The following is a 23,782-nucleotide window of genomic DNA, read 5'->3' as shown; positions in this document are numbered from 1 at the left end:
TCCCCCCCCCCCCCCCCCCCCCCCCCCCCCCCCCCCCCCCCCCCCCCGAGCCGGCCAGGGGGGCCAGGGCCGGGGGCTAGCTCGTGTACGCCCAGTGCCAGGGCTCGCGCGGGGTGTCCTCGACGAAGCCGTACCGGCCGCCGTTCGCGCGCATCCACGACTGTGCCGCGTCGTCCAGCTTCAGGTCGACCGCCATGCCCCAGCCGTGGTCGCTCGTCCCCGGCACCGCCGCGAGGCCGCCCTGCGAGTACAGGCCCTTGCGGGCGGCGACGTCGACCTGGGCCTCGTACGACCGGTAGGAGTCCGTGATGCCGATGGTCACGCCGTCGCGGGCGGCGTCGGCGATCAGGCTCTCGAGCGCGTCGGCCGCAGGGGCCCACAGCCGGTGGCCGGTGCCGCCGACCTCGTGCAGCGCGTCGGCGGGGATCTTCCCGTTGCCGTAGCCGGCGAGCGCGAGGGGCACGCCGTCGGCGTCCCGCGCGGTGCTGGTCGCGTCCGCGGCGGGGGTGCCGGTCGCGCCGGACCCGGTGGTGCCCGTGGCCGTCGACGCGTCGACGGCCTGCGCGAGCGCCTGCGCGAACGCGGTGCCGCTGGTGGTGGTCGTGGGCGTCGGCGCCAGCGACCCGATGGTCGCCTGGATGGCGGCGATGCGCTGGTTGATCGACGCGATGCCGTCGAGGCTCATGCGGTGCGGTTCCTCCCCCGGGGGTGCACCGTTCCCCATCGGCCGGAGGGGACCCGGTCTGAGGCGCGGGCCGCGATCTGCCGCGGGATCACGCGCCAGATCGCGACACGCGGGGTGCGGAACCGGGGCGTGTCGGTGGTCGTGCGTACCGTCGTGGCCATGAGGAGTCAGCGGCACGTGTGCATCTGGTTCGACGACGGCGACGGCGTTGAGCTCCTGTGCGCCTGCGGCACCCGCGCGGTCGCCGTGGTGGACGAGGAGACGGGCGAGCTGGTCGTCGTCGCGACGGTCGAGGAGCCCGCACCCCTGGCCGTCTCGGCCTGACCGGGACGGGGCGTCCGTCGCCCGTCAGCTCACCGGGACGGTGCGGCGCTCGGGCGTGAACGCGTAGAGCACCCCGTCGCGCTCGCCCACCCACCACTCCCCGCACATGACGGTGGCGTCCTGCTCCGCCTCGGCCGGCCACCAGTCGGCCGTGAGCGTCGAGACCGAGCGGAAGTCCGTCGGGTCCCCCTCCGCCGGGCGGGGTGCGAGGGGGTGCTCCGCCGACACCGGGACGCAGTCGTCCGGCAGGTCGGCCAGCGCGGCGCGCATGGTGACGATCCGCTCGTCCCCGCCCGGGCGCTGCTTGACCCGGACGTCGGTGGCGCCGTCGGGCGCCCACTCCGGGAGCGAGGCGTCGGCCTTCGCCTCCGCCCCCGTCGCGAACGTCGTGGCCCGCGGGTCGGGCTGCCGGCCGAGGGCGTTCGCGACCGCGCCGCCGCACGCGCTGAGCGAGAGGGCCGCCGCGGCGGCGAGCGTCAGCGCGCCGAGCAGCCGGCGCTCGGGCGTGCGCGGCGGGGTGCTGGTGAGCGGGGTGCCGTCCATGCCCTCGACGCTAGGGTCGGGGCCGCCGCGGGCGCGTCGGCTCGGGGGACGGTCGTGCCCGCCCGCCGGTCATCCCGCAGGCGGACCGGCGGGTCCGCCCGGGGGCGGTCCCGGACGTCAGGGCGGCGCCGGGGGCGCGGCCGGGGGAGCGGCGGGCGGCGCCTCCGGGGGCGGCGCGGGAGCCGGTCCCGCCGAGGGCACGATCGTCACCGTGGCGCCGGCGGTGGCGGTCCCGGACGGGCTCTGCCGGAGCACGGTGCCGGCCGGCGCCGGGTCCGGCACCGCCGCGGCGACCGACACCCGGAACCCGGCGCGCTGCAGCGCGGCCTGGGCCCCCGCCACCTCGCGCCCGACGACCCGGGGCACGGGCAGCTGCCTGCCCAGCACCTCGTCCTGCCCCGGGGGCGCGAAGCCGGGGACGGCCTGACCCTCCAGCGCCGGGATCATGAACGACTTCCAGATGGGGACCGCGACCGAGGACCCGAAGACGTTCCGGATGTACCGCCCGTTGATCGTGATGCGCTGCATGGGGAGCATCCGGTCCGCGAAGCCGACCCACACCGCGGTCGCCCGCAGCGGCGTGTAGCCGACGAACCAGGTGTGCTCGTTGTGGGACGTCGTCCCGGTCTTGCCGGCCGACGGGAACGGCGGCGGGTCGGTGGCCGCGGTCCCGCTCCACACGTTCTGCAGCGCGTAGGTCACGGCGTCCGCGACCCGCGGCTCCAGGGCGCCCGGCGTGCAGCCGCCCGGCGGCACGGGGAGCGCCTGGCCGTCGGTGTCCGTCACGGCGAGGATCGCCACCGGCACGCAGTAGGTCCCGCTGTTCGCGAACGCGGCGAACGCGGCCGCCATCGACAGCGGCGAGACCGAGTTCGACCCGAGCACGTTGGCGGGCAGCGGGTCGAAGGGGCCCTCGCCCGACGAGCCGCCGGGCTTGTGGATCCCCAGGGCGGTCGCGGTGTCGAACACCCCGCAGATGTCGATCTGCGAGGCCATCGCGATGTAGCCGGAGTTCACCGAGTTGCGGGTGGCGTCGAGGACGCTCATCACGCCGCCCGACCGCGGCCCCTCGGCGTTCGCGAACCGGTACTCCGTGCGCGGGTCGAGCCGGGTGCACGAGGTCCGGAACTCGCTGAACCGGTACGAGAACCGGGTGCCGTCCACCCGCTCCGACAGGCTGTGCCCCTCCTTCAGCCACTGGGCCAGCGTGAACGGCTTGAAGGTCGACCCCGGCGGGAACCCGCTGCCCCCGCCGTACGCGAAGTCGGTGCTGTAGTTGACGGCGGTCTCGCGGTCCCCGTGCTCCTCGGTGTTGTTGTAGCGGCGGTTCTGCGCCATCGAGGTGATCTTCCCGGTGCCGGGCTCGACCGTGACCAGCGCGGTCGCGACGCCGGACGGGTCGTCCGCGGGGACGCCGGTCTGCACGGCGGCGGCGGCGAGCGTCTGCTCCCGGGCGTCGAGGGTCGTCGTGATGGTCAGCCCGCCGCGGTACAGCCGGTCGACGCGCTCCGCCTCGGTGGCGCCGAACGCCGGGTCGTTCCGGATCACCTTGGTCACGTAGTCGCAGAAGTACCCGGAGCCGGGCACCGTGGTCTCCGCCGCCATGCAGCCGACCGGCCGGGTGTCGACGCGCAGCGTGTCCGCGATCGGCGTGGCGAGCCCCGTCGCCAGCTCGTCGGCGGTGAGGTACCCCTGCTCGTGCATCAGCCGGAGCACGAGGTCGCGCCGCTGCTGCGCCGTCTCCGGGTTACGCACCGGGTCGTAGGCCGTCGGGCTCTGGGTCACGCCCGCGATGGTGGCCGCCTCGAGGAAGGTCACCTCGGCGGCGGGCTTGCTGAAGTACCGGCGGGCCGCCGCCTCGACGCCGTAGGTGTTCACGCCGAACTGGGCGATGTTGAGGTAGGCCTCGAGGATCTGGTCCTTGGTCATCTCCTTCTCGAGCGCGATCGCGAGCTTGGCCTCGCGGAGCTTGCGGGCGTAGCCCTCGGGCCCGCTCGCCTCCCGCGCGGCCTCGGCCCCGGCGGGGTCGCCCGCGCGGACGGCCTGCTCGATCAGGACGTTCTTCACGTACTGCTGGGTGAGCGTGGAGGCGCCCTCGGTGCGCCCGGACGACTGCAGGTTGCGGACGAGCGCGCGGACCATGCCCTCCGGGTCGATGCCGCCGTGCTGGTAGAACCGCTTGTCCTCGATGGCGATCACGGCCTGCTTCAGCGGCTCGGCGACCGCCGTCAGCGGGACCACGACCCGGTTCTCCGCCCAGAAGGTCGCCAGGACGGTGGTGCCGTCGGACGCGAGGATCGTCGACCGCTCCGACAGCGGCTGCCGCTCGATCTCCGACGGCAGGTCCTCGAAGGCCTCGACCGCGAGGTCCGTGGTGCCGTTCGCGACGGCCACGGTCGGGAGCACCAGCGCCGCGGTGAGCACGCCGCCGAGCGCGGCGGTGAGGACGAACGCCAGCACCAGCGCGACCGCCCTCGTGACGGTCATGCGCCGGGCGGTTCGACCCCCGCCGGGTGCCATGTGCGCCACGGTAGGGGGTCGGCGCGCAGGTCGCGCCCGGGGACCGGGTGAGTTCATCCCCGCCGGGTGAGGGCGGGAGGAGGGGCGACGCGGCGTGGCGGGCCGGGTCGGGCGCACCGGCGTCGGGGGCGCCCGGGGAGGGCGCCCCCCCGGGCGTCAGAAGTCGCCGCCCCCGAAGTCGCCCCCGCCGAAGTCGCCGCCCCCGAAGTCCCCGCCGCCGACGTCGCCCCAGCCGCCGCCGTCGCCGCCCCAGCCGCCGCCGTCCGCGGAGACGTCCCCGCCGTCGGCGTACCCGTCCGCGCCGGCGTCGCCGCCCCCGTCGCCGCCCGCGTCCGCGCCGGCGTCGCCCTGGTCGGACAGGTCGAACAGGCTGTCCGCGATCGCGGTGCCGACGAACGCCCCGGCCACGCTGGCCAGCAGCGAGCCGGCGATCATGCCGCCCATCCCCATGCCGCCGCCGAGGCCCCCGCCGACGCCGCCGGAGCGGCCGAACGACCGCTCCAGGGTCCCCGGCTGGCGGATCTCGGCCCGGGTGGCCATCCGCGCGAGCGAGCGCGGGTCGTCGTCCGCGGCGCGCTCGGCGGGCGGGACCTCCGCGGCCAGGCCGTCGAGGACCTGCCGGCGCTGCTCCGGCGTGAGCCGGGCGAACGCCTCCGCGTGCGCCTGCTCGATCGTGTCCGGCGGGGCCGTGCGCAGCAGGTAGCGGTACCGCTCGATCGCCGCCCGGTCGGGGTCGGCCGGCGGTGCCGCGTCGGCCGGACGCGCGCCGTACGGCTGTCGGTACGGCTGCTCCCGCCTGGGCTCGCGGCCCAGCAGACGGTCCAGGAAGCCCATGGTCGTCCCCTCTCGTGGTCGTCCCCGGGTCGAACGCCCGTGTCGGCGCGCCGGTTCCTGCGCCGGCCCCACCGGCATCATCACCCGATTCTCGCGAGCCCACCCGATCGATCGGGTGGGCTCGTGAGAATCGGGTGGGAACCCGGCGCGGCCGCTGCCTACGCTGCCGGGGTGGCTGACGACGACGCACGCGCGGGGGCCGGGCTCGCGGACCCGACGCCCGCGCCCGCCGACCCCTCGCGGTTCCTGGTGCGCGGGCGGCTCGAGAACCTCCCCCGGCGCCGGGTGGACCGCGACCTCGTGCTCCGCTGGGTGGCGCAGGGGGCGCTGCCGCTCGAGGAGCCCGTCGGCGAGCGGGTGCTCACCGACCGGCTCGCGGGGCTGGCCCGGGACCCGGTGGGCCTGCGCCGCGAGCTCGTCGAGGCGGGCCTGGTCACCCGGACCCGCGACGGCGCGGAGTACTGGCGGACCCGCGTGACGGAGTTCGACCCGCTCTGACCCGGCCCGCCGGCTCGCGCCGCGTCGGGCTCGCCCGGGCCGCGCGAGGGCCGGTCCGCAGAGCCGCGTCAGGACAGCGCGGCGAACGCGTCCGCGACGGTCTCGTGCGGCGGCAGCACCCGGATCATCGTGGTGAGGGTCAGCACGTCGAGCACCTGCCCGGTGGGTCGCGCGATCGTGAGGTCGCCGCCGGCGGTGCGGGTCGCCCGCAGCCCCGCGATCAGCGCCCCGAGGCCGGAGGAGTCCAGGAAGGTCGTCTCCTCCAGGTCGACGACGAGCTTGGTGCGCCCCTGCTCGACGAGGTCGGCGACCACCGCGCGCAGCTCCGGGGCGTCGCCGGCGGTGAGCCGCCCCCGTGGCCGCAGGACCACCACGGGCCCCCCGATCCGCTGCACCGCGATCTCCACGTCCGCCCCTTCCGCCGCGCTCGCCCGGCGTGCGCCGGCCCGCCCCAGCCTAGGCAACCGCGGCGGGTGGCGCGGCACGCGTCCGGGGCGTGACCCGGCGCGCCCCGCGGCCGCACCCCCGCCTCACGCCTCCGGCCGCACCCGGGCCTCGTGCCGGGGCAGGGCGTCGTCGCCCAGGTCCGTCCGCCAGCCGCCGACGACGCGCAGCCCCGCCACGTCGAGGTGCGGGGCGATGATCTCGGCCAGCGGGGTCGGCCAGTCCGGCGCGCTCAGCCGCTCGCGGCCCAGCGGCTCGCCGTCGGCGTCCCGCACCGTGAGCGTCCACACCAGGTCGCCGTCCCCGGACGCGTCGGGCGAGTGGACCGTCACGGTCCGGGCCCGCGCGAGGGTCACGTCGTCGAGCGCCGCCAGGCGCGGCAGGTCCGAGTGGTGCGGCATCGTCGCCTCCCCGTCCGATGACGGCATCATGCGCGCGGCCCTCGCGGCCCGACCGCCGCCGCCCGGGTGAATCTGCGAGCATGGCCCGGGCGGGCCGCCGGGCCCTCCGGCCACCTGCTGCACCTGGGGGACTGCTTGACGGGCACCGCGCTCCGGGTCGTCGTGCTGGACGACGACCCCGACGTCGCCGCGTACACCGGGACCGTGCTCGAGCGCCGCGCGGGGTGCGAGGTGGTCGTGCTGCACGACGCCTCGGACATCGCCGGGACGCTGGCGCGGTTCGACCCGGACGTCGTGGTCACCGACATCGAGATGCCGGGGATGTCGGGGCTCGAGCTCGCCGGCCTCCTCCGCGAGCAGGCCCCGGACGTGGGCGTCGTGGTCATGACCGCGCACGTGTCGGTCGAGTACGCCGTGGGCGCCCTGCGCCAGAGCGCGGACGAGTTCCTCACGAAGCCGGTCGTCGCGTCCCAGCTGATCGAGGTGGTGCGCCGGCTGGGGGAGCGCCGCCGGGCGGCGCTCGCAGCCCGGCCGGTGGTGCTGGCAGTGGGCGCGCACCCGGACGACGTCGAGATCGGCGCCGGCGGGATCCTCGCGGCGCACCGGGCGGCCGGGGACGCGGTGGTGGTGCTCACGCTGTCCCGGGGCGCGCGCGGCGGCGACGTCGCGGACCGCGAGGACGAGTCCCGCGCCGCGGCCGCGCTGATCGGCGCCCGGCTGCTCCTGGAGGACCTGCCGGACACCCAGGTCCCGGTCGCGGGGCCCACCCTCGAGGTCCTCGAGCGCGTCGTCGACGAGGTGCGCCCCTCGGTCGTCTACACGCACAGCGCGAACGACCGGCACCAGGACCACCGCGCCGTGCACGACGCGACCATGGTCGCCACGCGCGGCATCGGCACGGTGGCCTGCTTCCAGAGCCCGTCGTCGACCGTCGACTACCGGCCGAACCGGTTCGTGACGATCGACGGCCACCTGGAGACCAAGCTGGCGATGCTGGCGTGCTTCGCGTCCCAGGTCGGCATCCGCGACTACCTGGAGCCGGACTTCGTGCGCGCGACGGCGCGGTACTGGTCCCGGTTCGGGTCCGGGCGCGCGGTGGAGCCGCTGGAGATCGTCCGGGACACCGCGTGACGTCCCGGGCCCGCGACCGCACCGTGCTGCTCAAGCACGCGCCCACGCTGCTCGCCGTCGGCATCGGCGGCGCGCTCGCGGCCGCGGCCCCCGGTGCCGTGGTGACCGACCGGGGCGCCGTGCTCGCGGGCGTGCTCGGCCTGGCGGCGGCGACCGTCCTCGCGGTCGTGGCCGCCCTCCGGCCGCCGGCCGCGACCCGCCGCGCGGTCGACGCCTGGGCCGCGGGCGACGGCTGGGTCGTCGTCGTGCCGCTGCTGTCCGTGCTGGCGGTCGGCGCGCTGCGGGCCGGGACCGGCGGGACCGGGTCGCTGCTCGGCGCGGTGCTGGTGCTGCCGGTGATCTGGATCGCGGCGGAGCCCGGGCGGTGGTCGGTCCTCCTGGCCGCCGGCGCCGCGTGCCTGGCGCTGCTGCTGCCGGCGCTCCCGGGGGTCGACGGCCATCCGGACGACCTGGCGTGGTGGCGCGCCGCGTTCGCGCCGGTCGTCTACGCGCTCGCGGCCCTGACGGTCAACGAGCTGGCGCGCCGCCTGCGCCGGCACCTGGCCCGGCTCCGGGACGCGGACCGGCTCACCCGCAGCGTGCTGGACGCCGTGACCGAGCAGGCCGTGGTCGGCACCGGCCCGGACGGGCTGGTCGACGTGTGGAACCCCGGCGCGGAGCGGCTGCTGGGCCGGACCGCCGCCGAGGCCCAGGGCGCGCTGCGGGCCGACGCCCTCGTGGCGCCCGCGGAGCTCCAGGAGCGCTGGCGGCAGGCGGGGACCACGACCCCGTTCGCGGCGCTGGTCGCGGACGTGGCGCCGGGCCGGCCGGAGGCGTCCGAATGGACCTGGCTGCGCGCGGACGGCTCGCCGGTGCCCGTGCAGGTGTCCACGACGGTGCGGCTCGACGACGCGGGCCGGCCGGTGGGCTACCTGTTCGTCGCGACGGACGCGACGGCCGTGCACGAGGCCGCTCGGCTGCAGGACCAGTTCACCGGCATGATCTCGCACGAGCTGCGCACCCCGGTCAGCGCGGTCGTGGGCCACCTGGACCTGCTGCGGGACGACCCGCTGACGCCGGACCAGCAGCGGTCGGTCGAGGTCGCCGAGCGGAACGCGGCGCGCCTGCTCCGCCTCGTCGACGACCTGCTGTTCACGGCCCGCGTCGACGCGGGCCGGTTCCCGCTGGCGCTCGCGGACGTCGACGTGGCGGAGGTGGCGCGCGCGGCCGTCGAGTCGGCGCGGCCGGCGGCGGACCGGGCCGGGGTGGCCCTGGTGCTCGACGTGCCGGAAGGGCCGGTGCCGCTCCGGGCCGACGCCGTCCGGCTGGCCCAGGTCGGCGACAACCTGCTCTCGAACGCGGTGAAGTTCACGCCCGCCGGGGGCACGGTGACCGTGCGGGTGACCGCGTCGGTGGACCACGTGCGCCTGGCGGTGGCGGACACCGGGCTCGGCATCCCCGCCGACGAGGTGGACCGGCTGTTCTCCCGGTTCTTCCGGACCACCACCGCGACCCGGAACGCGGTGCCGGGCGTCGGGCTGGGGCTGGCGATCACCCGGTCCGTGGTCGTGGCGCACGGCGGCGTGATGGAGGTCACGAGCGCCGAGGGGGCCGGGACCACGTTCACGGCGGTCCTCCCGCGCCGGCGGCGGGACCCGGCGGCTGGCTGAGGGCCGGGGGTGGCCGGCGCCGCGCCCCGGGAACGACGAAGCCCCGCGTCGCCTGGGGCGATGCGGGGCTTCCTCGGTGGCTCCGACCGGCGTCGATCCGGTGACCTTTCGATTTTCAGTCGAACGCTCTACCAACTGAGCTACAGAGCCTTGATACGACGACACCGGCCCAGTGGACCGGTGTGATCGAGCGACCCCGACGGGACTTGAACCCGCGACCTCCGCCGTGACAGGGCGGCGCGCTAACCAACTGCGCTACGGGGCCTCGTTGTGAGACCTATTCTTCCACATGCACGGAGCTCGTACCCCCAACGGGATTCGAACCCGTGCTACCGCCGTGAAAGGGCGGGGTCCTGGGCCGCTAGACGATGGGGGCTCGCGCCCCTGACGTCGAGGCGTCTTCAGACCGAGGAAGACTCTACGGGTACGTCTGCGGATCCTCCAAATCGGCGAGGATGGACCGGTGATCGACATGTCGCGCGAGGACTTCGAGGACGCCGTCCGGGACGGCCTGGACCGCATCCCGGACGAGCTCGCCGCCCGGATGGACAACGTGGTCGTGCTGGTGGAGGACGACGCGCCGGCCGACGACCCCGAGCTGCTGGGGCTGTACGAGGGCGTGCCGCTGACCGAGCGCGGCGAGTTCTGGGCGGCCGGCTCGCTGCCCGACCGGATCACGATCTTCCGCCGGCCGACCCTGGCGATCTGCGCGGACCGCGAGGAGGTGGCCGAGGAGGTCGCGGTCACGGTGGTGCACGAGATCGCGCACCACTTCGGCATCGACGACGAGCGGCTGCACGAGCTGGGCTGGGCGTGACGCCCGGTCGGCCGCCTAGGTGGGGGCCAAGGTCCCGTCCGGGGCGACCCGCGCGCTCGTAAAGTCCGGGTCAAGCGCGCCCTCGCGGCCCCCGTCGTGCGGCGGCGCGCCCCGGGGCGCCCGTCGTGGCGGCCCCGCGGCCTCGACGCGTAGGGAGCCCACCATGACCGCGGACCTGACCCTGGACCTGTCCTGCGTGCACCTGGCGCGGGACGTCCGCGCCGTCCTCGACGCGAGCCCCCGCGTGATCGTGCCGCAGACGCGGGCGGAGCTGTACGAGCTGGCGCTCGGCCCGGACGGCGGCCCGACCTTCGCGGTCGAGTACGACGTGGACGGCGCGCCGTACCGCGAGGCGGACGTCGCCCGGTGCCGCAACGGCCTCGCCGTGAACTACCCCGAGGACTACATGCGCCGCCGGGACCCGGACTGCATGCGGATCGCGGACGGTCTGCCGACGGACAAGCCCCGGTACAGGGACGTCTACGGCGAGGACTTCGACCCGGTGCGCGCGGAGACCCTCGCGTGGCTCGCGACGCAGGAGCTCGTGGTGGTGCCGTTCCGCGCGGGCGGCCCCGCGGTCGGCTACCCGTCGCTCGCGATCTGCCCGGCGAACGCCGCGTTCTTCGCGCTCACGCTGGTCGACCTGCAGGGCTGGGTGACGTTCGAGGAGCTCGGCCCGTTCGACCCGCGGTCGATCCTCTACGTCGCGCCGCCGTTCCGGCACACCCGGTTCGGCGGCCGGCAGGTGGTCGTCCACGACCGCTCCGAGCGGCTGCACGAGGTGTGGGCCTACAACCTGTACCCCGGGCCGAGCGCCAAGAAGGGCGTGTTCTCGGTGCTGCTCGACATCGGCGAGCGCGAGGGCTGGCTCACCGCGCACGCCTCGTCGGTCCGGGTGACGACGCCGTACGAGAACGAGACCGTGATCATGCACGAGGGCGCCTCGGGCGGCGGCAAGTCCGAGATGTGCCAGGAGATCCGGCGCGAGGACGACGGCCGCATCCTCGTCGGCACGAACGTGGTCCGGGACGAGCCGTACCACCTGACGCTCGGCGAGACGTCGGCGCTCGCGCCGGTCACCGACGACATGACCCTGTGCCACCCGTCGGTGCAGAGCGGGGACGGCCGCCTGACGGTCTCCGACGCCGAGGCGGGCTGGTTCGTCCGGGTCGACAACCTGACGGCGTACGGCGAGGACGTCGCGCTGGAGCGCGCCGTCATCGAGCCCGACCAGCCGCTCGTGTTCCTGTCGATCGACGGCGTCCCCGGCGCCACGGCGCTGCCGTGGGAGCACACCCTCGACTCGACGGGCAGGCGGTGCCCGAACCCGCGCGTCGTCATCCCGCGGTCGTCGATCAAGAACGTGGTCGCGGAGCCGCAGCCCGTCGACGTGCGCACGTTCGGCGTCCGGATGCCGCTGTGCACCCGGGACGCGCCCACCTACGGGATCATGGGGATGATGCACGTGGTGCCGCCCGCGCTCGCGTGGGTCTGGCGGCTGATCGCCCCGCGCGGGGACAAGAACCCGTCGATCGGGGAGAGCGCCGACGTCACCGCGGCCCTCGCGCACGGCGGCATGGTGGCCGAGGGCGTCGGCTCGTACTGGCCGTTCTCGACGGGCACGAAGGTCGCGGCCGCGAACCTGCTGCTGCGCCAGCTGGTCGAGCACGACCGCACCCGGTACGTGCTGACCCCCAACCAGCACATCGGGGCGTACCACGTGGGCTTCTCGGCCGAGTGGCTGACCCGGGAGTACCTGGCGCGGCGCGGCGGCGGCCGGATCCGCCGGGAGCAGCTCACCCCGGCCCGCTGCGCGCTGTTCGGCTACCGGCCCACCGAGATGAAGCTCGACGGCCAGCAGATCCGGCCGACCCTGCTCCAGCCCGAGGACCAGACGCACGTCGGCACGGCGGCGTACGACGCGGGCGCGGCGGTCCTGCAGGGGTTCTTCGCCAGCGAGCTGCAGCAGTTCCGCACCGACGACCTCGACCCGCTGGGCCGGGAGATCATCGACCTGTGCCTCGCCGGGGCGCCGGTCGAGGCGTACGAGGAGCTGACGCCGCTGCACCTGTAGGGCCCGCACGCGGGGGCCGGGCGCGCCCCCTACGCCTTCCGGCCGCGCCATCCGCGGTGTCGGGTGGCGGGGCCGGAGAGCGTAGGTCGGGCGGCCGGCGCCCGTCCGGTGCCGCGCGCGGCGTGGCTACGCTCGGGGGCGTGACCGCCGAGACGACCCACGCCGCCCGCCCCGCCAGCCCGCGCCTCGGCGTCGTGCTCCTGCCCCAGCAGCGCTGGGCGGAGGCGCGGCACACCTGGCGGCGCGCCGAGGACCTCGGCTTCGACCACGCCTGGACGTACGACCACCTGGCGTGGCGGACGCTGGCCGACGAGCCGTGGTTCGCCACGGTCCCGCTGCTCGCGGCGGCGGCCGCCGTCACCGAGCGGATCCGGCTCGGCACCTGGGTGGCGTCGCCGAACTTCCGGCACCCGGTGCCGTTCGCCAAGGACGTCATGGGCCTGGACGACGTCGCCGGCGGCCGGTTCCTGCTCGGGCTGGGGGCGGGCGGCGAGGGCTTCGACGCCGGCGTGCTCGGCCCGGCGCCGAGCCGCGGGGAGCGCACCCGGCGGTTCGAGGAGTTCGTCGAGCTGCTGGACCGGCTGCTCACCCACCCGGTGACGGACCACGAGGGCACGTTCTACGAGGCGCACGGCGCCCGGATGCACCCGGGCACGATCGCGCGCCCCCGCACCCCGTTCGTCGTCGCCGCGGGCGGCCCGCGCACGATGGCGCTGGCCGCCCGGTACGGGCAGGGCTGGGCCACCTACGGGCCGGTGTTCGCGCCCGACGGGGAGCCCGCGTCCCCCGCGGCCGCCCAGGAGGCGTGGTGGGCCGGGCTCGCCGAGCAGGTGGACCAGCTGCGCGAGATCGCCGGCCGGCTCGCGCCCGGCGGCCGGGTGCCGGACCTGTACCTCAACCTCGACGGCGCGCCCGTGTTCTCCCTGGAGTCCGCCGCGACGCTGGTCGAGGGCGTCGAGCGCGCGGCGGACCTCGGGTTCACGGACGTGGTCGTGCACTGGCCCCGCGCCGAGGGGATCTACGCGGGGTCCGAGGACGTGCTGACCGAGGGGCTGTCCCGGCTCGGCCGCTGACGGCGGTCAGCGGGCCTGCCGCGCCTCCCACGCGCTGGCGACCATCTCGGTCAGCGTGTGCCGCATGACCCAGTCGAGGTCGCGGGCCGCGGCCTCGCCCGACGCGACGATCCGCGCCGGGTCGCCCGGGCGCCGCGGGGCGACCTCGGGCTCGAACGCGATGCCCGTGCCCTCGGTCATCGCGGACATGATCTCCCGCACGGAGACGCCGTCGCCGGAGCCGAGGTTGTAGACGCGCTGCAGCTCCCGGCCCTCGTCCAGCGCGCGCGCCGCGGCGACGTGCGAGGTGGCCAGGTCGGCGACGTGCACGTAGTCGCGCACGCAGGTGCCGTCGGGGGTGTCGTAGTCGTCGCCGTTGATCCGCGGGGTGCGGCCCGCGGCGAGCGCGTCCAGCACGAGCGGGAACAGGTTGTGCGGGCTGGTGTCGGACAGCTCGGGCGTGCCCGACCCGACGACGTTGAAGTAGCGCAGCGAGGTGTGCGCGAGGTCGGTCGCCCGGCCCTGGTCCCGGAGCAGCCACTCGCCGATCAGCTTCGACTCGCCGTAGGGCGACTCGGGCGCGGTCGGGGTGTCCTCGGTGACCAGGTCGACGTCGGGGGTGCCGTAAACGGCGGCGCTGGACGAGAACACGATCCGCCGGACGTCCGCGGCGGCCATCGCCTCGAGCAGGTGGGCGGTGCCGGTGACGTTCTGCTCGTAGGTGTGCAGCGGGCGCTGCACCGAGACGCCGGCGTACTTGAAGCCGGCGAGGTGCACGACACCGGTGACGGCGTGCTCGCGGAGCGCGGCGGTGACCAGCCCGGTGTCGAGGATCGAGCCCTGGACGAACGGCACGTCGTCCGGGACGAACTCCCGGTGCCCCGAGGACAGGTCGTCCAGCACGACCGCGCGCATCCCCACCTGCCCGAACGCCCGCACCACGTGCGATCCGATGTACCCCGCGCCTCCGGTGACCAGCCACGTCGTCATGGGTCCAGCGTAGCCCGGCCCGCGGGCGGTCGTGGTGCTTCCTGATCGATCGCGATCGTTTCTGGTGGGTGGGCGTGCCGGTGCTGCGCGGGCTGCGGCTCCCCGGCGCGGCTCCTCGGCGGCCACCCGGCCGTGGGTGGTGCGCTCGCGCGCGCGATGAGGCAGAGTGCACGCAGGCAGGCGCGCGGCGGCCGGGACGCCGGGTCGGCGCCGGGTCGGGCGGCGTGGTCGGCGTCCGGTGGCGGCGTGCCAGATGCTCAGTATGCTGAGCATCTACTCGAGCCCAGGGGAGGTCGCGTGCGCAGTGCCCGCACCCGAGCGGACGCGGGCGGCGGTCTGGTGGCCGACGCGCCGTCGTCGCACGCGCGCGCCCGCGCGCACACGCCTACGGACCTGCCGCCCGACCTGGCCGCGCGCGTCGAGGACGGCCTCGCCGCCGTCCGGCTGCTCCTGGTCGACGACGTGGCCGCCCGCCGCTCCCGCGCGCGGGAGCTCGCCGTCGAGCACGCGGCGCTGTGGCGCGCGGTCGGCGACCAGCTCGGCGGCGGCCGGCTCATGCGCCCGCGGCTGACCGTCGCCGCCTACCTCGGCCTCGGCGGGACCGACCTGGCCGCCGTCGCCCCCGTGGCCGCCGCGCAGGAGATGCTGCACACCGCGATGCTGGTGCACGACGACGTGCTCGACCACGACGACACCCGCCGCGGGCGGCCGAACGTCACCGGGACCGCCCGCAGCCGGCTCGCCGCCCGCGGGGTGCACGGGCCCGCGGCGGACGACCCGGTGCTGGCCGCGGGCCTGCTCGGCGGGGACGTCGCGATCGCGGCCGCCTTCGACCTGGCCGCCTCGGCGCCCGTGCCCCCCGAGGTCGCGCTGCGCGTGGTCCGGTCGCTGGCCCGCGCGGTCGACACCACCGTGGCGGGCGAGCTGCTGGACGTCACCGGCGCGCTGCACGGCCCGACGGCGGTGGACGCCCTGCGGGTCGCGGAGCTCAAGACGGCCGTCTACTCGTGCTGCGGTCCGCTCGGCGCGGGCGCCGTGCTCGCCGGGGCGGACGACGCGGTGCTCGGCGTGCTCGACCGGTTCGGCACCGCGTTCGGCGTGGCGTTCCAGCTCCTCGACGACGAGCTCGGCGTCTTCGGCGACCCGCGGGTCACCGGCAAGTCCGTGCTGTCCGACCTCCGCGAGGGCAAGCGCACCGAGCTGCTCCGGCTCGCGTACCTGCGGGCCGACGCCGGGCACCGCGCGGTGCTGGACGACGCCGTGGGGCGCCCGGACCTGACCGAGGCGGACGCCGCCCGGGTGCGCGAGGTCATCGCCGCGTCCGGCGCGCTGCACGAGGCGCGGCTGGTGCGGGCGGACGTCGTGCGGACCGCGCGGACCACCGCGACCGAGGGGCTGCCCGAGCCCCTGGCCCGCTACCTGACCGACCTGCTCGACACCGTCGCCGGGGCGACGGCGTGACCGCCACGCGCCCGCCCGTCCGGGACGCGTCGGCCGCGCTGTACGACCGCACCGCCGCCCGGGCCAGCCGCGCCGTGCTCGCGGGGTACTCGACGTCGTTCGGGCTCGGCACCCGGCTGCTCGGCCCGCGCGCCCGCCGGGACATCGAGGCCGTGTACGCCCTGGTCCGGATCGCCGACGAGGTGGTGGACACCCGCGGCGGCGACGACGCGGCGGCGCTGCTCGACGAGCTCGAGGCGCAGACCGCCCGGGCGATGGCGTCGGGGTACTCGACGAACCTCGTGGTGCACGCGTTCGCCCGCACCGCGCGCCGCACCGGGATCGGCGCGGCCGAGGTCGACCCGTTCTTCGCGTCCATGCGCGCCGACCTCACCGTCCGGGTGCACGACCGGGAGTCCTACCTCCGGTACGTCTACGGCTCGGCCGAGGTGGTCGGCCTCATGTGCCTGCAGGTGTTCCTCAACGCGGACCGCGCGCCGGGCGAGCCGGTGCGCCGTCCCGACGCGCCCACGGTCGACGGCGCGCGGGCGCTCGGCGCCGCGTTCCAGAAGATCAACTTCCTGCGCGACCTCGGCGCCGACTCCGGCGAGCTGGGCCGGCTGTACTTCCCCGGCGTCGGGCCCGAGGGGCCGACCGACGCCCAGCTCGCGGCCATCCTGGACGAGATCGGCGCCGACCTGGCGCGGGCGCGCGCGGCGCTCCCGCGGCTGCCCCGGCGGGCGCGCGCAGCCGTGTCGGCGACGCTGGCGCTGTACGACACGCTGCTGGCCGACCTGGCCGCGACGCCCCCCGAGCGGGTGCTGGCGACGCGGGTGCGGGTGAGCACGCCGCGGAAGCTGGCGGTGCTGGCCCGGACGCTGGCGGGCGAGGCGGCGGACGCGGCGCGGTCGCGCGGCGGGCGCGGGGGCGGGCGCGGTGGCGCGACGGTGCAGGACGACGGACGAGACGACGGAGGTGCGGCGTGACGGGTCGGGTGGTCGTGGTCGGCGGCGGGATCGGCGGCCTCGCGACCGCGGCCCTGCTCGCGCGGGGCGGCGCGGACGTCACGCTGCTGGAGCGGCACGACCGCGTCGGCGGCCGCACCGGCACCTGGGAGCAGGACGGGTTCCGGTTCGACACCGGGCCGTCCTGGTACTTCATGCCGGAGGTGTTCGACCACTTCTTCGCGCTGCTCGGCGAGCGCGTCGAGGACCACGTCGACCTCGTGCGGCTGGACCCGGCGTACCGGCTGTTCCCCGAGCCCGACGCGGCGGCGGGCCCGGGCGCGGCGTCCCAGCCGTTCGACGTCGTCGGCGACCCCGAGGCGAACTGGGCGACCTTCGAGGCCATGGAGCCCGGCGCGGGCGAGGCGTTCCGCCGGTACACGGCGGAGTCGACCGACGCGTACCGCACGGCGCTGGACCACTTCCTCTACACGACCTTCGAGCGGCCGGACCGCGCGATCACCGCCGACGTCGCGCGGCGCTCCGGGACGCTGGCGTCGCTGCTGACCCGGTCGCTCGCCGACAAGGTCGCCGCGACCACGGACCACCCGGTGCTGCGCCAGGTGCTCGGCTACCACGCGGTGTTCCTCGGCTCGTCGCCGTACCGCGTGCCCGCGCTGTACTCGCTGATGAGCCACCTCGACCTCGTCGACGGCGTCCGGTACCCGCGCGGCGGCATGTACACGCTCATCGAGGCGATCGAGCGGCTCGCCGTCAAGGAGGGCGTGACGATCCGGACCGGGGCCGACGTCGTCGCGGTCGAGGTCGACGGCGCGGCGCGCTCGCCCCGGCACCCGCGGCGCACGGGCGTGGCCCGGGGCGTGCGCCTGGCGTCCGGCGAGGTCGTCCCCGCAGACGTCGTGGTGTCCGGCGCCGACCTGTTCCACACCGAGACCGCGCTGCTGGCGCCCGAGCACCGCACGCTGCCGGAGGCCTGGTGGCAGGACCGGGGGCCCGGCATCTCGGCGCTGCTGGTCATGGCGGGCGTGCGCGGCGAGCTGCCCGAGCTGGCGCACCACTCGCTGTTCTTCACGCGCGACTGGCCGGGCAACTTCGACGCGATCCTCGGCCCCGGGCGGTCGTCGCGGCCGGAGGACCTCCGGGTCCCGGACTCCGCCTCGCTGTACGTCTCGCGCACCACGGCCACGGACCCGTCCGCCGCGCCGGAGGGCCACGAGAACCTGTTCGTGCTGGTGCCGTTCCCCGCGGACGCGTCGATCGGCGCCGGGCCCGCCGGGGCCGCGGAGCTGGACTCGTACGCCGACCGGTACCTCGACCAGGTCGCGCGCTGGGCCGGCGTGCCGGACCTGCGCGCCCGGGTCGTCACCCGGAAGGTCGTCGGCCCCGCGGACTTCGCCCGCGACTTCTCCGCGTGGCGCGGGACCGCGCTCGGGATGGAGCACACGCTCCGGCAGAGCGCGATGTTCCGGCCCGGCGACCGGTCGCCGCGGGTGCCGAACCTGCTGCACGTCGGCGGCGGCACCGTGCCCGGCGTCGGGCTGCCGATGTGCCTGATCAGCGCCGAGCTCGTCGCCAAGCGCCTGCTCGGCGAGACCTCGCCGAGCCCGCTGCCGGCGCCGCTGCGCAGCGGGTACCTCGACGCCGCCCGGCGGCGCGGGGCGTGGACCGAGGCCGTCCCGGCGGGGGCGCGGTGATCCGGTTCGCCTACCTCGGCGCGCTGCTGCTCGCGCTGGGGGGCCTCGCCATGATCGACCGCCGGTGGCGCCTCGCGTTCTGGGACGCCCCGCGGCGCGCGGCGCTGTGCGTCGGGACCGGCGTCGTCGGCTTCCTGCTCTGGGACGTCGCCGGGCTGCTGCTCGGCATCTTCGCGCGCGGCGAGAGCCCGCACATGACCGGCCTGCTGCTGGCGCCCGACCTCCCGGTCGAGGAGGCGGTGTTCCTCACGCTGCTCTGCTACAACGCGCTGCTGGCGTGGCGCGGGATCGACCGGGCGCTGGCGTGGCGGCGGTCGCGGGCCGCGGGCCCGGCCGGTGCCGCGGGGGAGGCGGCCCGGTGACCAACATCGTGCTGAACGCGATCGTGCTCGCGGCGGTCGTCGCGGTCTCCTGGCGCGTGCTGCGCGGGATGCGCCTCGGCCCCGTCGCCGGCGCGGCGCTCGTGCTGTGCGCGCTGACCCTGGTGTTCGACACCCTGATGATCGCCGCCGACCTGTACGTCTTCGACGAGGACAAGATCCTCGGCGTCTACCTCTGGGGGGCTCCGCTGGAGGACTTCTTCTACGCCGTCGTCGCCGCGCTGGCGATGCCGGTGCTGTGGACCGTGCTGGAGCGCCGGTCCGCGGCGCGCGCGTCGGCGCCCGGCGCCAGGACCCCGGAGGGCCGCGCGTGAGGCAGGTGCTCGCGGCCTCGCGGCCGTTCTCGTGGATCAACACCGCCTACCCGTTCGCCGCCGGCTACCTGCTGGCGACCGAGGGCCGGGTCGACCTCACGTTCGTGGTCGGGACGCTGTTCTTCCTGATCCCGTACAACCTGCTGATGTACGGCGTGAACGACGTCTTCGACTACGCCTCCGACCTGCAGAACCCGCGCAAGGGCGGCATCGAGGGGGCGCTCGCCGACCCGGCCGTGGCGCGGGTGGTGCACCGGCGGATCCTGTGGGCGAGCGCGCTGTCGGTGCTGCCGTTCCTGGTCTACCTCCTGGTGGTCGGGTCCCTGGCGGCCGGGCTGACGCTGCTGCTGGTGGTGTTCCTGGTCGTCGCGTACTCGGCGCCGGTGCTGCGGTTCAAGGAGCGCCCGGTCCTCGACTCGGCGACGTCCGCGATGCACTTCGTCGGTCCGCTGCTCTACGCGCTGGTGCTCGTCGGCGCCGACCTCGGGTCCCGGTCGGTGTGGCCGGTGCTGGTGGCGTTCGTGCTGTGGGGCATGGCGTCGCACGCGTTCGGCGCCGTGCAGGACGTGCGGGCCGACCGCGAGGGCGGGATCGGCTCCGTCGCGACGGTGCTCGGCGCGCACGCGACCGTCGTGCTCGCGACGGGTGCGTACGTCCTGGCCGCCGTCGTGCTGCTGGTGCTGCCGTGGCCGGGGTGGCTCGCCGCCGTGCTGCCGCTCGTGTACGCCGCGAGCACCGCGCGGTTCTGGTCGGTGCGGGACGAGGACTGCGAGCGGGCGAACGCCGGGTGGCGAACGTTCCTGTGGCTCAACCTCGTCGTCGGGTTCCTGGTGACGATGCTGCTGATCGCGATCGCGCTCACCACCTGAGCCGGCGGGTCAGTCCCCGGTCCCCAGCGGCGCGTGCAGCTCCGGGAGGGGCGCGTCCGCCTCGAACGCCGGGGCGTGCAGCAGCGTCACCGTCGCCCACCCGCGCAGCAGCAGACCCGCGTCGGTCTCCGACTCCTGCGACGCCGCCAGCTCCGAGTACGTGAGCATGAGGTTGCCGTGCTCGACCTCGTGCACCCGCGCCTGCACCGCGCCGAACGCGGCGAGCGGCGCCCGGCGCAGGCCGCGCACCTCGGCGAGCGGCCGGTCGGGGACGTTCAGGTTCAGCACCCTGTCCGGCTGCCGCGGCCGGTCCAGCATCCAGCGGAGCACGTGGGTGGTGTACGCCTCGGCGGTGGCCCAGTGCCGCGGCCGGGCGTCGCCGAGCGACACCGCGAGCCCGCGGATCCCGTGCGTGGCCGCCGACAGCGCGGCACCGACCGTGCCGGAGTGCAGCACCGCGTGGCCGGTGTTGGCGCCGCGGTTCACGCCGGAGAGCACCAGGTCCGGCTTCGGGCCGAACCCGCCGTGCGCGGCGACGAACGCGATCAGCGCCGGTGCCGCCCGGACGGCGTACGAGTCGACGCCCGGCGGCAGGTCCGGCGCGTCCTTCCGGTCGACGACCAGGCGCCCGTCGTGCTCGGCGCCGAGCAGCGACGCGCTCGCGCCGGAGGAGTCCCGGGCGGGCGCCGCGACCACCACCTCGTCCGCGCCGGCGGCGAGCGCCGCCCGCGCCAGCACCGCCAGCCCCTCGGACTCGATCCCGTCGTCGTTCGTCACCAGGACGCGCATCGTCGCTCCTCCTCGTCCCGGCGGCGCCGGGGTCGTCGGTCCTCGGTCGTCGGTCCTCGGTCGTCGGGCCGGCGGTCAGCCGACCTCCCGCACCACGATCTGCTCGGCGAACCGCTCGATCTGCTCCCGGTGCCCGGTCCCGAGCCCGCGGCGCGTGACGTTCAGCGCCCCGGCCGCCGCGCCGAGCCGCGCCGCCTCGGTCAGCCGCAGCCCACGCCCGACGCCGACGGCCATGCCCGCGGTCATCGAGTCGCCGGCGCCGCGGTGGTCGACCGTCGTCACCGACGGCGCCACGACCTCCGAGACGCCCGACGCCGTCACCAGCAGCGCCGGGTCGGCGGCGCGGGACACCACCATCGCGCCCACCTGCCCGGGGGCCTCGGCGTCGACGTCGATCGGGTCGTCGGGGAACTCGTCCCCGTGGCCCTCGGGCAGCCCCGGGTCCGGGCGCAGCAGCCGCCGGGCGCCCTCGCGGAGCGAGTCCACCGAGCCGTCCTCGGCGAGCCCGGCCTCGAGGAGCTCCTCGTGCGACATCTTGAGCACGTCGACGCCGGCCCTCGCGGCCTCGACGGCGGCCTTGCCCGAGAGGTCCGCGACGGTCTTCACGCCCGCGGCGCGCAGGTCGCCGATCAGCCGGCCGAAGAACGTCGCCGGCAGCAGCGGAGACGGGTAGGCGCCGGTGATCACGCACACGTCGGCGTCCAGCGCCTCGACGAGGATCGTGCCGTAGAGGTCGTCGATCTCGTGCCGGTCCAGCCGCGCGGGCGGCATGAACGCGAGCTCGGTGCGCTCCCCGCCGCGGCGGTCGTGCAGGTAGGCGCCGTTGCCGCCGGCGTAGGACACCCGCCGCACCCGCAGGTTCTCCGTCTCCGCGAGGTGCCCGAGCACGGTGCCGGTCTCGCCGCCGAACGGCCCGCACACCACGACGTCCGCCCCGAGCGAGTACGCCATCCGCGCCACCCACAGGCCCTGGCCGCCGGAGTGCACGTGCAGCTCGGGGCTCTCGTCGTCGGAGCCGGTCTCCAGCGTCACCGTGAGGATCGGGGTCGGGGCGAGCACGCACACGCGCGGGTTGCGGCTGGTCGGCACGGGCGTCCTCCTGGGCTCGGGGTCGTCCCGACCCATGCTGACGTGCGGCGACGCGCGGTGCGACCGGAGCGGGCGGCGGCCCGGGCGGCGCCGCACGGTGTGCAGGTCGTGCGCAGGCTCGGCGGAGCGCCCGGCCCCGGGTGGTGACCGCGCGGCCGGGCGTGTTCGATGGCTCGCGTGATCCGTGCAGCAACACCGCTCTCCGTGCCCGCCGCGACGACCGACGAGGCCGTCGACACCGCCCGCGACGTGCTGGTCCCCGTGCTCTGGGTGGCCGGCGCCGTCGTGGTGGCCCTCCTGGTCGCGGTGCTGATCGGCGCCCTGGTCCGCACCGTCGCCAAGAAGTCCGCCCTCGCCGCCGACCTGGCCCGCCGGTCCAGGCGGCCGCTGCGGGCGGTGCTCATCGTCATCGCGGTGTGGGTGGCGCTGGCCATCTCCGTGCCGGACGCCGACTGGCAGAGCTCGTGGATGCGGGCGATCGGGCACGTGCTGCTCATCGCGCTGATCGCCGCGGCGACCTGGCTCGTCGGGACCCTGGCGTTCGTCGTGGAGGACCTCGCGCTGCAGCGCTACCGGGTCGACGTGAAGGACAACCGGCACGCGCGCCGGGTGCGCACCCAGGTCCAGCTGCTGCGGCGGATCACCGTCGCGGTGCTGGTCGTCGTCGGCGTCGCCGCGGTGCTGCTGACCTTCCCGGGCGTCTCGGCGTTCGGCGCCAGCCTGCTGGCGTCCGCCGGTCTGCTGTCGGTGGTCGCCGGTCTCGCGGCGCAGAGCTCCCTGGCGAACGTGTTCGCCGGCCTGCAGATCGCGTTCACCGACGGCATCCGGGTGGACGACGTCGTGATCGTCGAGGACCAGTGGGGCCGGATCGAGGAGATCACCCTCACCTACGTGGTCGTGCACATCTGGGACGACCGCCGGCTCATCCTGCCGTCGACCTACTTCACGCAGACCCCGTTCGAGAACTGGACCCGCCGCGCCGCCGAGCTGCTCGGCACCGTCGAGATCGACGTCGACTGGCAGGTGCCGGTGGACGAGCTGCGCGCCGAGCTCAACCGGCTGCTCGCCGACACCGACCTGTGGGACCACCGCGTCGGCATCCTCCAGGTCACCGACGCGGTCGGCGGGGTCGTCCGGCTGCGCGCGCTGGCGAGCGCCGTCGACGCCCCGACACTGTTCGACCTGCGCTGCTACCTGCGCGAGGGGCTGGTCTCCTACCTGCAGCGGAACGCCCCGCAGGGCCTGCCGCGCACCCGCATCGAGACGACGAGGGGCGCGCCGCTGCCGGTCGCCGAGCCCGCGCCCGCGGAGCCCCGCCGGCCGCGGACCGGCGCGCACGCGATCGTGGAGCCGCCGGCCGAGACCGGGCAGCTCGACGCCCGGCTGTTCACCGGGAGCGTCGAGGCGATGCAGCGCGCCGGGTCGTTCGCCGGACCGGGGGAGGACGTGATCGCCGAGCGCGAGGAGCACGCCGCGGAGGCCCGGCAGGAGGCCGAGGGCACCGCGGGTCGGTCGTCCGGCGGGCGGAAGGTCGGCGTCGTGCCGGCGCCCGGGACGGACGCGGTGCCGCTGGCGGTCTCGGGTGCCCCGGGTGACGCGGTGCCGGTCGCACCGGCGTCCGGGGCCGAGACCGGCGCCGCGGCCGCGGGGGCGACCGGGGCGATCGGGGTCACGGCACCGGCGTCGGTGCCGCCGGCCGCGGAGCCCGCGACCGCGACCGCGACGACGCCCGCCTCCCCGTCGGCGGAGGTGCGCCCCGCCCGGACCGAGCCGGGCCAGGACTCCGGCACGATGATCCTGCCCGCCTACGGCGCGGAGCGTCCGTCCGGAGACACCGGCGACACCGGCGACACCGGCGACACCGGCGAGACCCAGGTCCAGCCCGTCGTCCCGGCGGACCCCGCCGCCCCTGCCGACCCCGCGACGGCAGCGCCGGGCGCGGACGCGGAGCCCCCGTCGGGCGACACCCCCGCGCCCCCGACCCGCCGCTCGGTGCGCAGCGCCCCGATCGACCCGCGGGACCGCCCCACCCGTTGACGCGGGCTCGCCGAGATCGCAGAAGATGCGGGGTTCGAGAGGCTCGAACCCCGCATCTTCTGCGTGGTCGGCGCCGCCGCGCGGGCGTCCAGGGGGAGGAGGGTGCGGGATCGCGGCGCGGGTGTCCAGCGGGCTCCGAGCAGCGGACGCGCACGGTCTTGCCCAGCGGACGCGCGGTTGCGTCCCGCCGCGGACCCGCCGACGGTGGAAGGGTCCGATGGTCGCGGCGCCCCGGCGTCACGA

23 protein-coding genes and 3 tRNA genes are annotated in these 23,782 nt (G+C 76.3%); 14 read left to right on the top strand and 12 right to left on the bottom strand.

The window, feature by feature from the left end; genetic code table 11:
• Window positions 1-76 precede the first annotated feature (76 nt).
• Entirely contained in the window at window positions 77-685 is a 609-nt protein-coding gene (locus AC3WUG_RS08610) for a M15 family metallopeptidase (RefSeq protein ID WP_492327301.1), read from the bottom strand.
• A 159-nt stretch (window positions 686-844) separates the two neighbouring features.
• On the opposite strand from AC3WUG_RS08610, the gene AC3WUG_RS08605 reads away from it, so the two are divergent.
• Window positions 845-1,009, top strand: a complete 165-nt coding sequence (locus AC3WUG_RS08605; protein ID WP_168216895.1) for a hypothetical protein — start codon at window positions 845-847, stop codon at window positions 1,007-1,009.
• A 24-nt stretch (window positions 1,010-1,033) separates the two neighbouring features.
• On the opposite strand, the gene AC3WUG_RS08600 is transcribed toward AC3WUG_RS08605, so the two are convergent.
• From AC3WUG_RS08600 to AC3WUG_RS08590, 3 genes are all read right to left on the bottom strand, one after another.
• The gene (locus AC3WUG_RS08600) at window positions 1,034-1,552 is read right to left on the bottom strand and encodes a hypothetical protein (protein WP_492327300.1); all 519 of its coding nucleotides are present in this window, start codon (window positions 1,550-1,552) and stop codon (window positions 1,034-1,036) included.
• Window positions 1,553-1,669: 117 nt separating this feature from the next.
• A complete protein-coding gene (locus tag AC3WUG_RS08595; RefSeq protein ID WP_492327299.1) occupies window positions 1,670-4,039 on the bottom strand; it encodes a penicillin-binding protein in 2,370 nt (789 codons plus the stop codon).
• 189 nt (window positions 4,040-4,228) lie between these two features.
• On the bottom strand, window positions 4,229-4,906 hold the full coding sequence (locus AC3WUG_RS08590; RefSeq protein ID WP_492327298.1) for a hypothetical protein: 678 nt from the start codon (window positions 4,904-4,906) through the stop codon (window positions 4,229-4,231).
• Window positions 4,907-5,077: 171 nt separating this feature from the next.
• Between AC3WUG_RS08590 and AC3WUG_RS08585 the strand changes: the two genes are divergently transcribed.
• Window positions 5,078-5,404, top strand: a complete 327-nt coding sequence (locus AC3WUG_RS08585; RefSeq protein ID WP_492327297.1) for a DUF2087 domain-containing protein — start codon at window positions 5,078-5,080, stop codon at window positions 5,402-5,404.
• Window positions 5,405-5,472: 68 nt separating this feature from the next.
• On the opposite strand, the gene AC3WUG_RS08580 is transcribed toward AC3WUG_RS08585, so the two are convergent.
• Both AC3WUG_RS08580 and AC3WUG_RS08575 read right to left on the bottom strand, forming a co-directional pair.
• Complete coding sequence (locus tag AC3WUG_RS08580; RefSeq protein ID WP_492327296.1) at window positions 5,473-5,811, bottom strand: STAS domain-containing protein; 339 nt, start codon at window positions 5,809-5,811, stop codon at window positions 5,473-5,475.
• A 123-nt stretch (window positions 5,812-5,934) separates the two neighbouring features.
• Window positions 5,935-6,249 carry a hypothetical protein gene (locus AC3WUG_RS08575; RefSeq protein WP_492327295.1) on the bottom strand — a complete coding sequence of 105 codons (315 nt, stop codon included), beginning with the start codon at window positions 6,247-6,249 and terminating at the stop codon, window positions 5,935-5,937.
• A gap of 135 nt (window positions 6,250-6,384) precedes the next feature.
• Here AC3WUG_RS08575 and AC3WUG_RS08570 point away from each other — a divergent pair, with 135 nt between their 5' ends.
• Complete coding sequence (locus tag AC3WUG_RS08570) at window positions 6,385-7,380, top strand: PIG-L deacetylase family protein (protein ID WP_492327294.1); 996 nt, start codon at window positions 6,385-6,387, stop codon at window positions 7,378-7,380.
• Complete coding sequence (locus AC3WUG_RS08565; RefSeq protein WP_492327293.1) at window positions 7,377-9,029, top strand: PAS domain-containing sensor histidine kinase; 1,653 nt, start codon at window positions 7,377-7,379, stop codon at window positions 9,027-9,029. The genes AC3WUG_RS08570 and AC3WUG_RS08565 overlap by 4 nt, the downstream gene beginning before the upstream one ends.
• A gap of 77 nt (window positions 9,030-9,106) precedes the next feature.
• On the opposite strand, the gene AC3WUG_RS08560 is transcribed toward AC3WUG_RS08565, so the two are convergent.
• The 3 genes from AC3WUG_RS08560 to AC3WUG_RS08550 all read right to left on the bottom strand — a co-directional run bounded on the left by AC3WUG_RS08560 (window position 9,107) and on the right by AC3WUG_RS08550 (window position 9,405).
• Window positions 9,107-9,179: transfer RNA gene (locus tag AC3WUG_RS08560), tRNA-Phe, on the bottom strand.
• A gap of 41 nt (window positions 9,180-9,220) precedes the next feature.
• A tRNA-Asp gene (locus AC3WUG_RS08555) sits at window positions 9,221-9,294 on the bottom strand.
• 38 nt (window positions 9,295-9,332) lie between these two features.
• Window positions 9,333-9,405, bottom strand: a tRNA-Glu gene (locus AC3WUG_RS08550).
• Between the two features lie 96 nt (window positions 9,406-9,501).
• Here AC3WUG_RS08550 and AC3WUG_RS08545 point away from each other — a divergent pair.
• The 3 genes from AC3WUG_RS08545 to AC3WUG_RS08535 all read left to right on the top strand — a co-directional run bounded on the left by AC3WUG_RS08545 (window position 9,502) and on the right by AC3WUG_RS08535 (window position 12,993).
• Entirely contained in the window at window positions 9,502-9,846 is a 345-nt protein-coding gene (locus AC3WUG_RS08545) for a metallopeptidase family protein (RefSeq protein ID WP_492327305.1), read from the top strand.
• A gap of 163 nt (window positions 9,847-10,009) precedes the next feature.
• Window positions 10,010-11,920 carry a DUF4914 family protein gene (locus AC3WUG_RS08540; protein WP_492327292.1) on the top strand — a complete coding sequence of 637 codons (1,911 nt, stop codon included), beginning with the start codon at window positions 10,010-10,012 and terminating at the stop codon, window positions 11,918-11,920.
• A gap of 140 nt (window positions 11,921-12,060) precedes the next feature.
• Window positions 12,061-12,993 carry an LLM class flavin-dependent oxidoreductase gene (locus AC3WUG_RS08535; protein WP_492327291.1) on the top strand — a complete coding sequence of 311 codons (933 nt, stop codon included), beginning with the start codon at window positions 12,061-12,063 and terminating at the stop codon, window positions 12,991-12,993.
• Between the two features lie 6 nt (window positions 12,994-12,999).
• Here AC3WUG_RS08535 and galE read toward each other — a convergent pair whose 3' ends face one another.
• Complete coding sequence (galE, locus tag AC3WUG_RS08530) at window positions 13,000-13,962, bottom strand: UDP-glucose 4-epimerase GalE (RefSeq protein ID WP_492327290.1); 963 nt, start codon at window positions 13,960-13,962, stop codon at window positions 13,000-13,002.
• A gap of 297 nt (window positions 13,963-14,259) precedes the next feature.
• Between galE and AC3WUG_RS08525 the strand changes: the two genes are divergently transcribed.
• The 6 genes from AC3WUG_RS08525 to AC3WUG_RS08500 are packed head-to-tail and all read left to right on the top strand — an operon-like array spanning window position 14,260 to window position 19,624.
• Window positions 14,260-15,423: a polyprenyl synthetase family protein gene (locus tag AC3WUG_RS08525; protein WP_492327289.1), complete on the top strand. Its 1,164-nt coding sequence runs from the start codon at window positions 14,260-14,262 to the stop codon at window positions 15,421-15,423.
• Window positions 15,420-16,388, top strand: a complete 969-nt coding sequence (locus AC3WUG_RS08520) for a phytoene/squalene synthase family protein (RefSeq protein ID WP_492327288.1) — start codon at window positions 15,420-15,422, stop codon at window positions 16,386-16,388. Before AC3WUG_RS08525 ends, AC3WUG_RS08520 begins: the two co-directional genes overlap by 4 nt.
• The gene (gene crtI / locus AC3WUG_RS08515; RefSeq protein ID WP_492327287.1) at window positions 16,385-18,061 is read left to right on the top strand and encodes a phytoene desaturase family protein; all 1,677 of its coding nucleotides are present in this window, start codon (window positions 16,385-16,387) and stop codon (window positions 18,059-18,061) included. The genes AC3WUG_RS08520 and crtI overlap by 4 nt, the downstream gene beginning before the upstream one ends.
• Complete coding sequence (locus AC3WUG_RS08510) at window positions 18,058-18,423, top strand: lycopene cyclase domain-containing protein (protein ID WP_492327286.1); 366 nt, start codon at window positions 18,058-18,060, stop codon at window positions 18,421-18,423. The genes crtI and AC3WUG_RS08510 overlap by 4 nt, the downstream gene beginning before the upstream one ends.
• Window positions 18,420-18,755 (top strand): lycopene cyclase domain-containing protein, encoded by a 336-nt coding sequence (locus tag AC3WUG_RS08505; RefSeq protein ID WP_492327285.1) that lies wholly within the window; start codon window positions 18,420-18,422, stop codon window positions 18,753-18,755. Before AC3WUG_RS08510 ends, AC3WUG_RS08505 begins: the two co-directional genes overlap by 4 nt.
• Window positions 18,752-19,624, top strand: coding sequence for a prenyltransferase (locus AC3WUG_RS08500; protein ID WP_492327284.1), 873 nt, complete (start codon window positions 18,752-18,754; stop codon window positions 19,622-19,624). The genes AC3WUG_RS08505 and AC3WUG_RS08500 overlap by 4 nt, the downstream gene beginning before the upstream one ends.
• Window positions 19,625-19,633: 9 nt before the next feature.
• Here AC3WUG_RS08500 and surE read toward each other — a convergent pair whose 3' ends face one another.
• Window positions 19,634-20,413, bottom strand: a complete 780-nt coding sequence (surE, locus tag AC3WUG_RS08495; protein WP_492327283.1) for a 5'/3'-nucleotidase SurE — start codon at window positions 20,411-20,413, stop codon at window positions 19,634-19,636.
• Window positions 20,414-20,488: 75 nt separating this feature from the next.
• The gene (locus tag AC3WUG_RS08490) at window positions 20,489-21,502 is read right to left on the bottom strand and encodes a 1-phosphofructokinase family hexose kinase (RefSeq protein ID WP_492327282.1); all 1,014 of its coding nucleotides are present in this window, start codon (window positions 21,500-21,502) and stop codon (window positions 20,489-20,491) included.
• A gap of 204 nt (window positions 21,503-21,706) precedes the next feature.
• On the opposite strand from AC3WUG_RS08490, the gene AC3WUG_RS08485 reads away from it, so the two are divergent.
• Window positions 21,707-23,539, top strand: a complete 1,833-nt coding sequence (locus AC3WUG_RS08485) for a mechanosensitive ion channel family protein (RefSeq protein WP_492327281.1) — start codon at window positions 21,707-21,709, stop codon at window positions 23,537-23,539.
• The last annotated feature ends 243 nt before the right edge of the window (window positions 23,540-23,782 follow it).

The sequence above is a fragment of the Cellulomonas sp. EB106-03-03-XG116 genome, from assembly GCF_058792015.1.
Note: the sequence above shows the minus strand (reverse complement) of the source record. Positions and strands in the feature narration are given on the sequence as shown.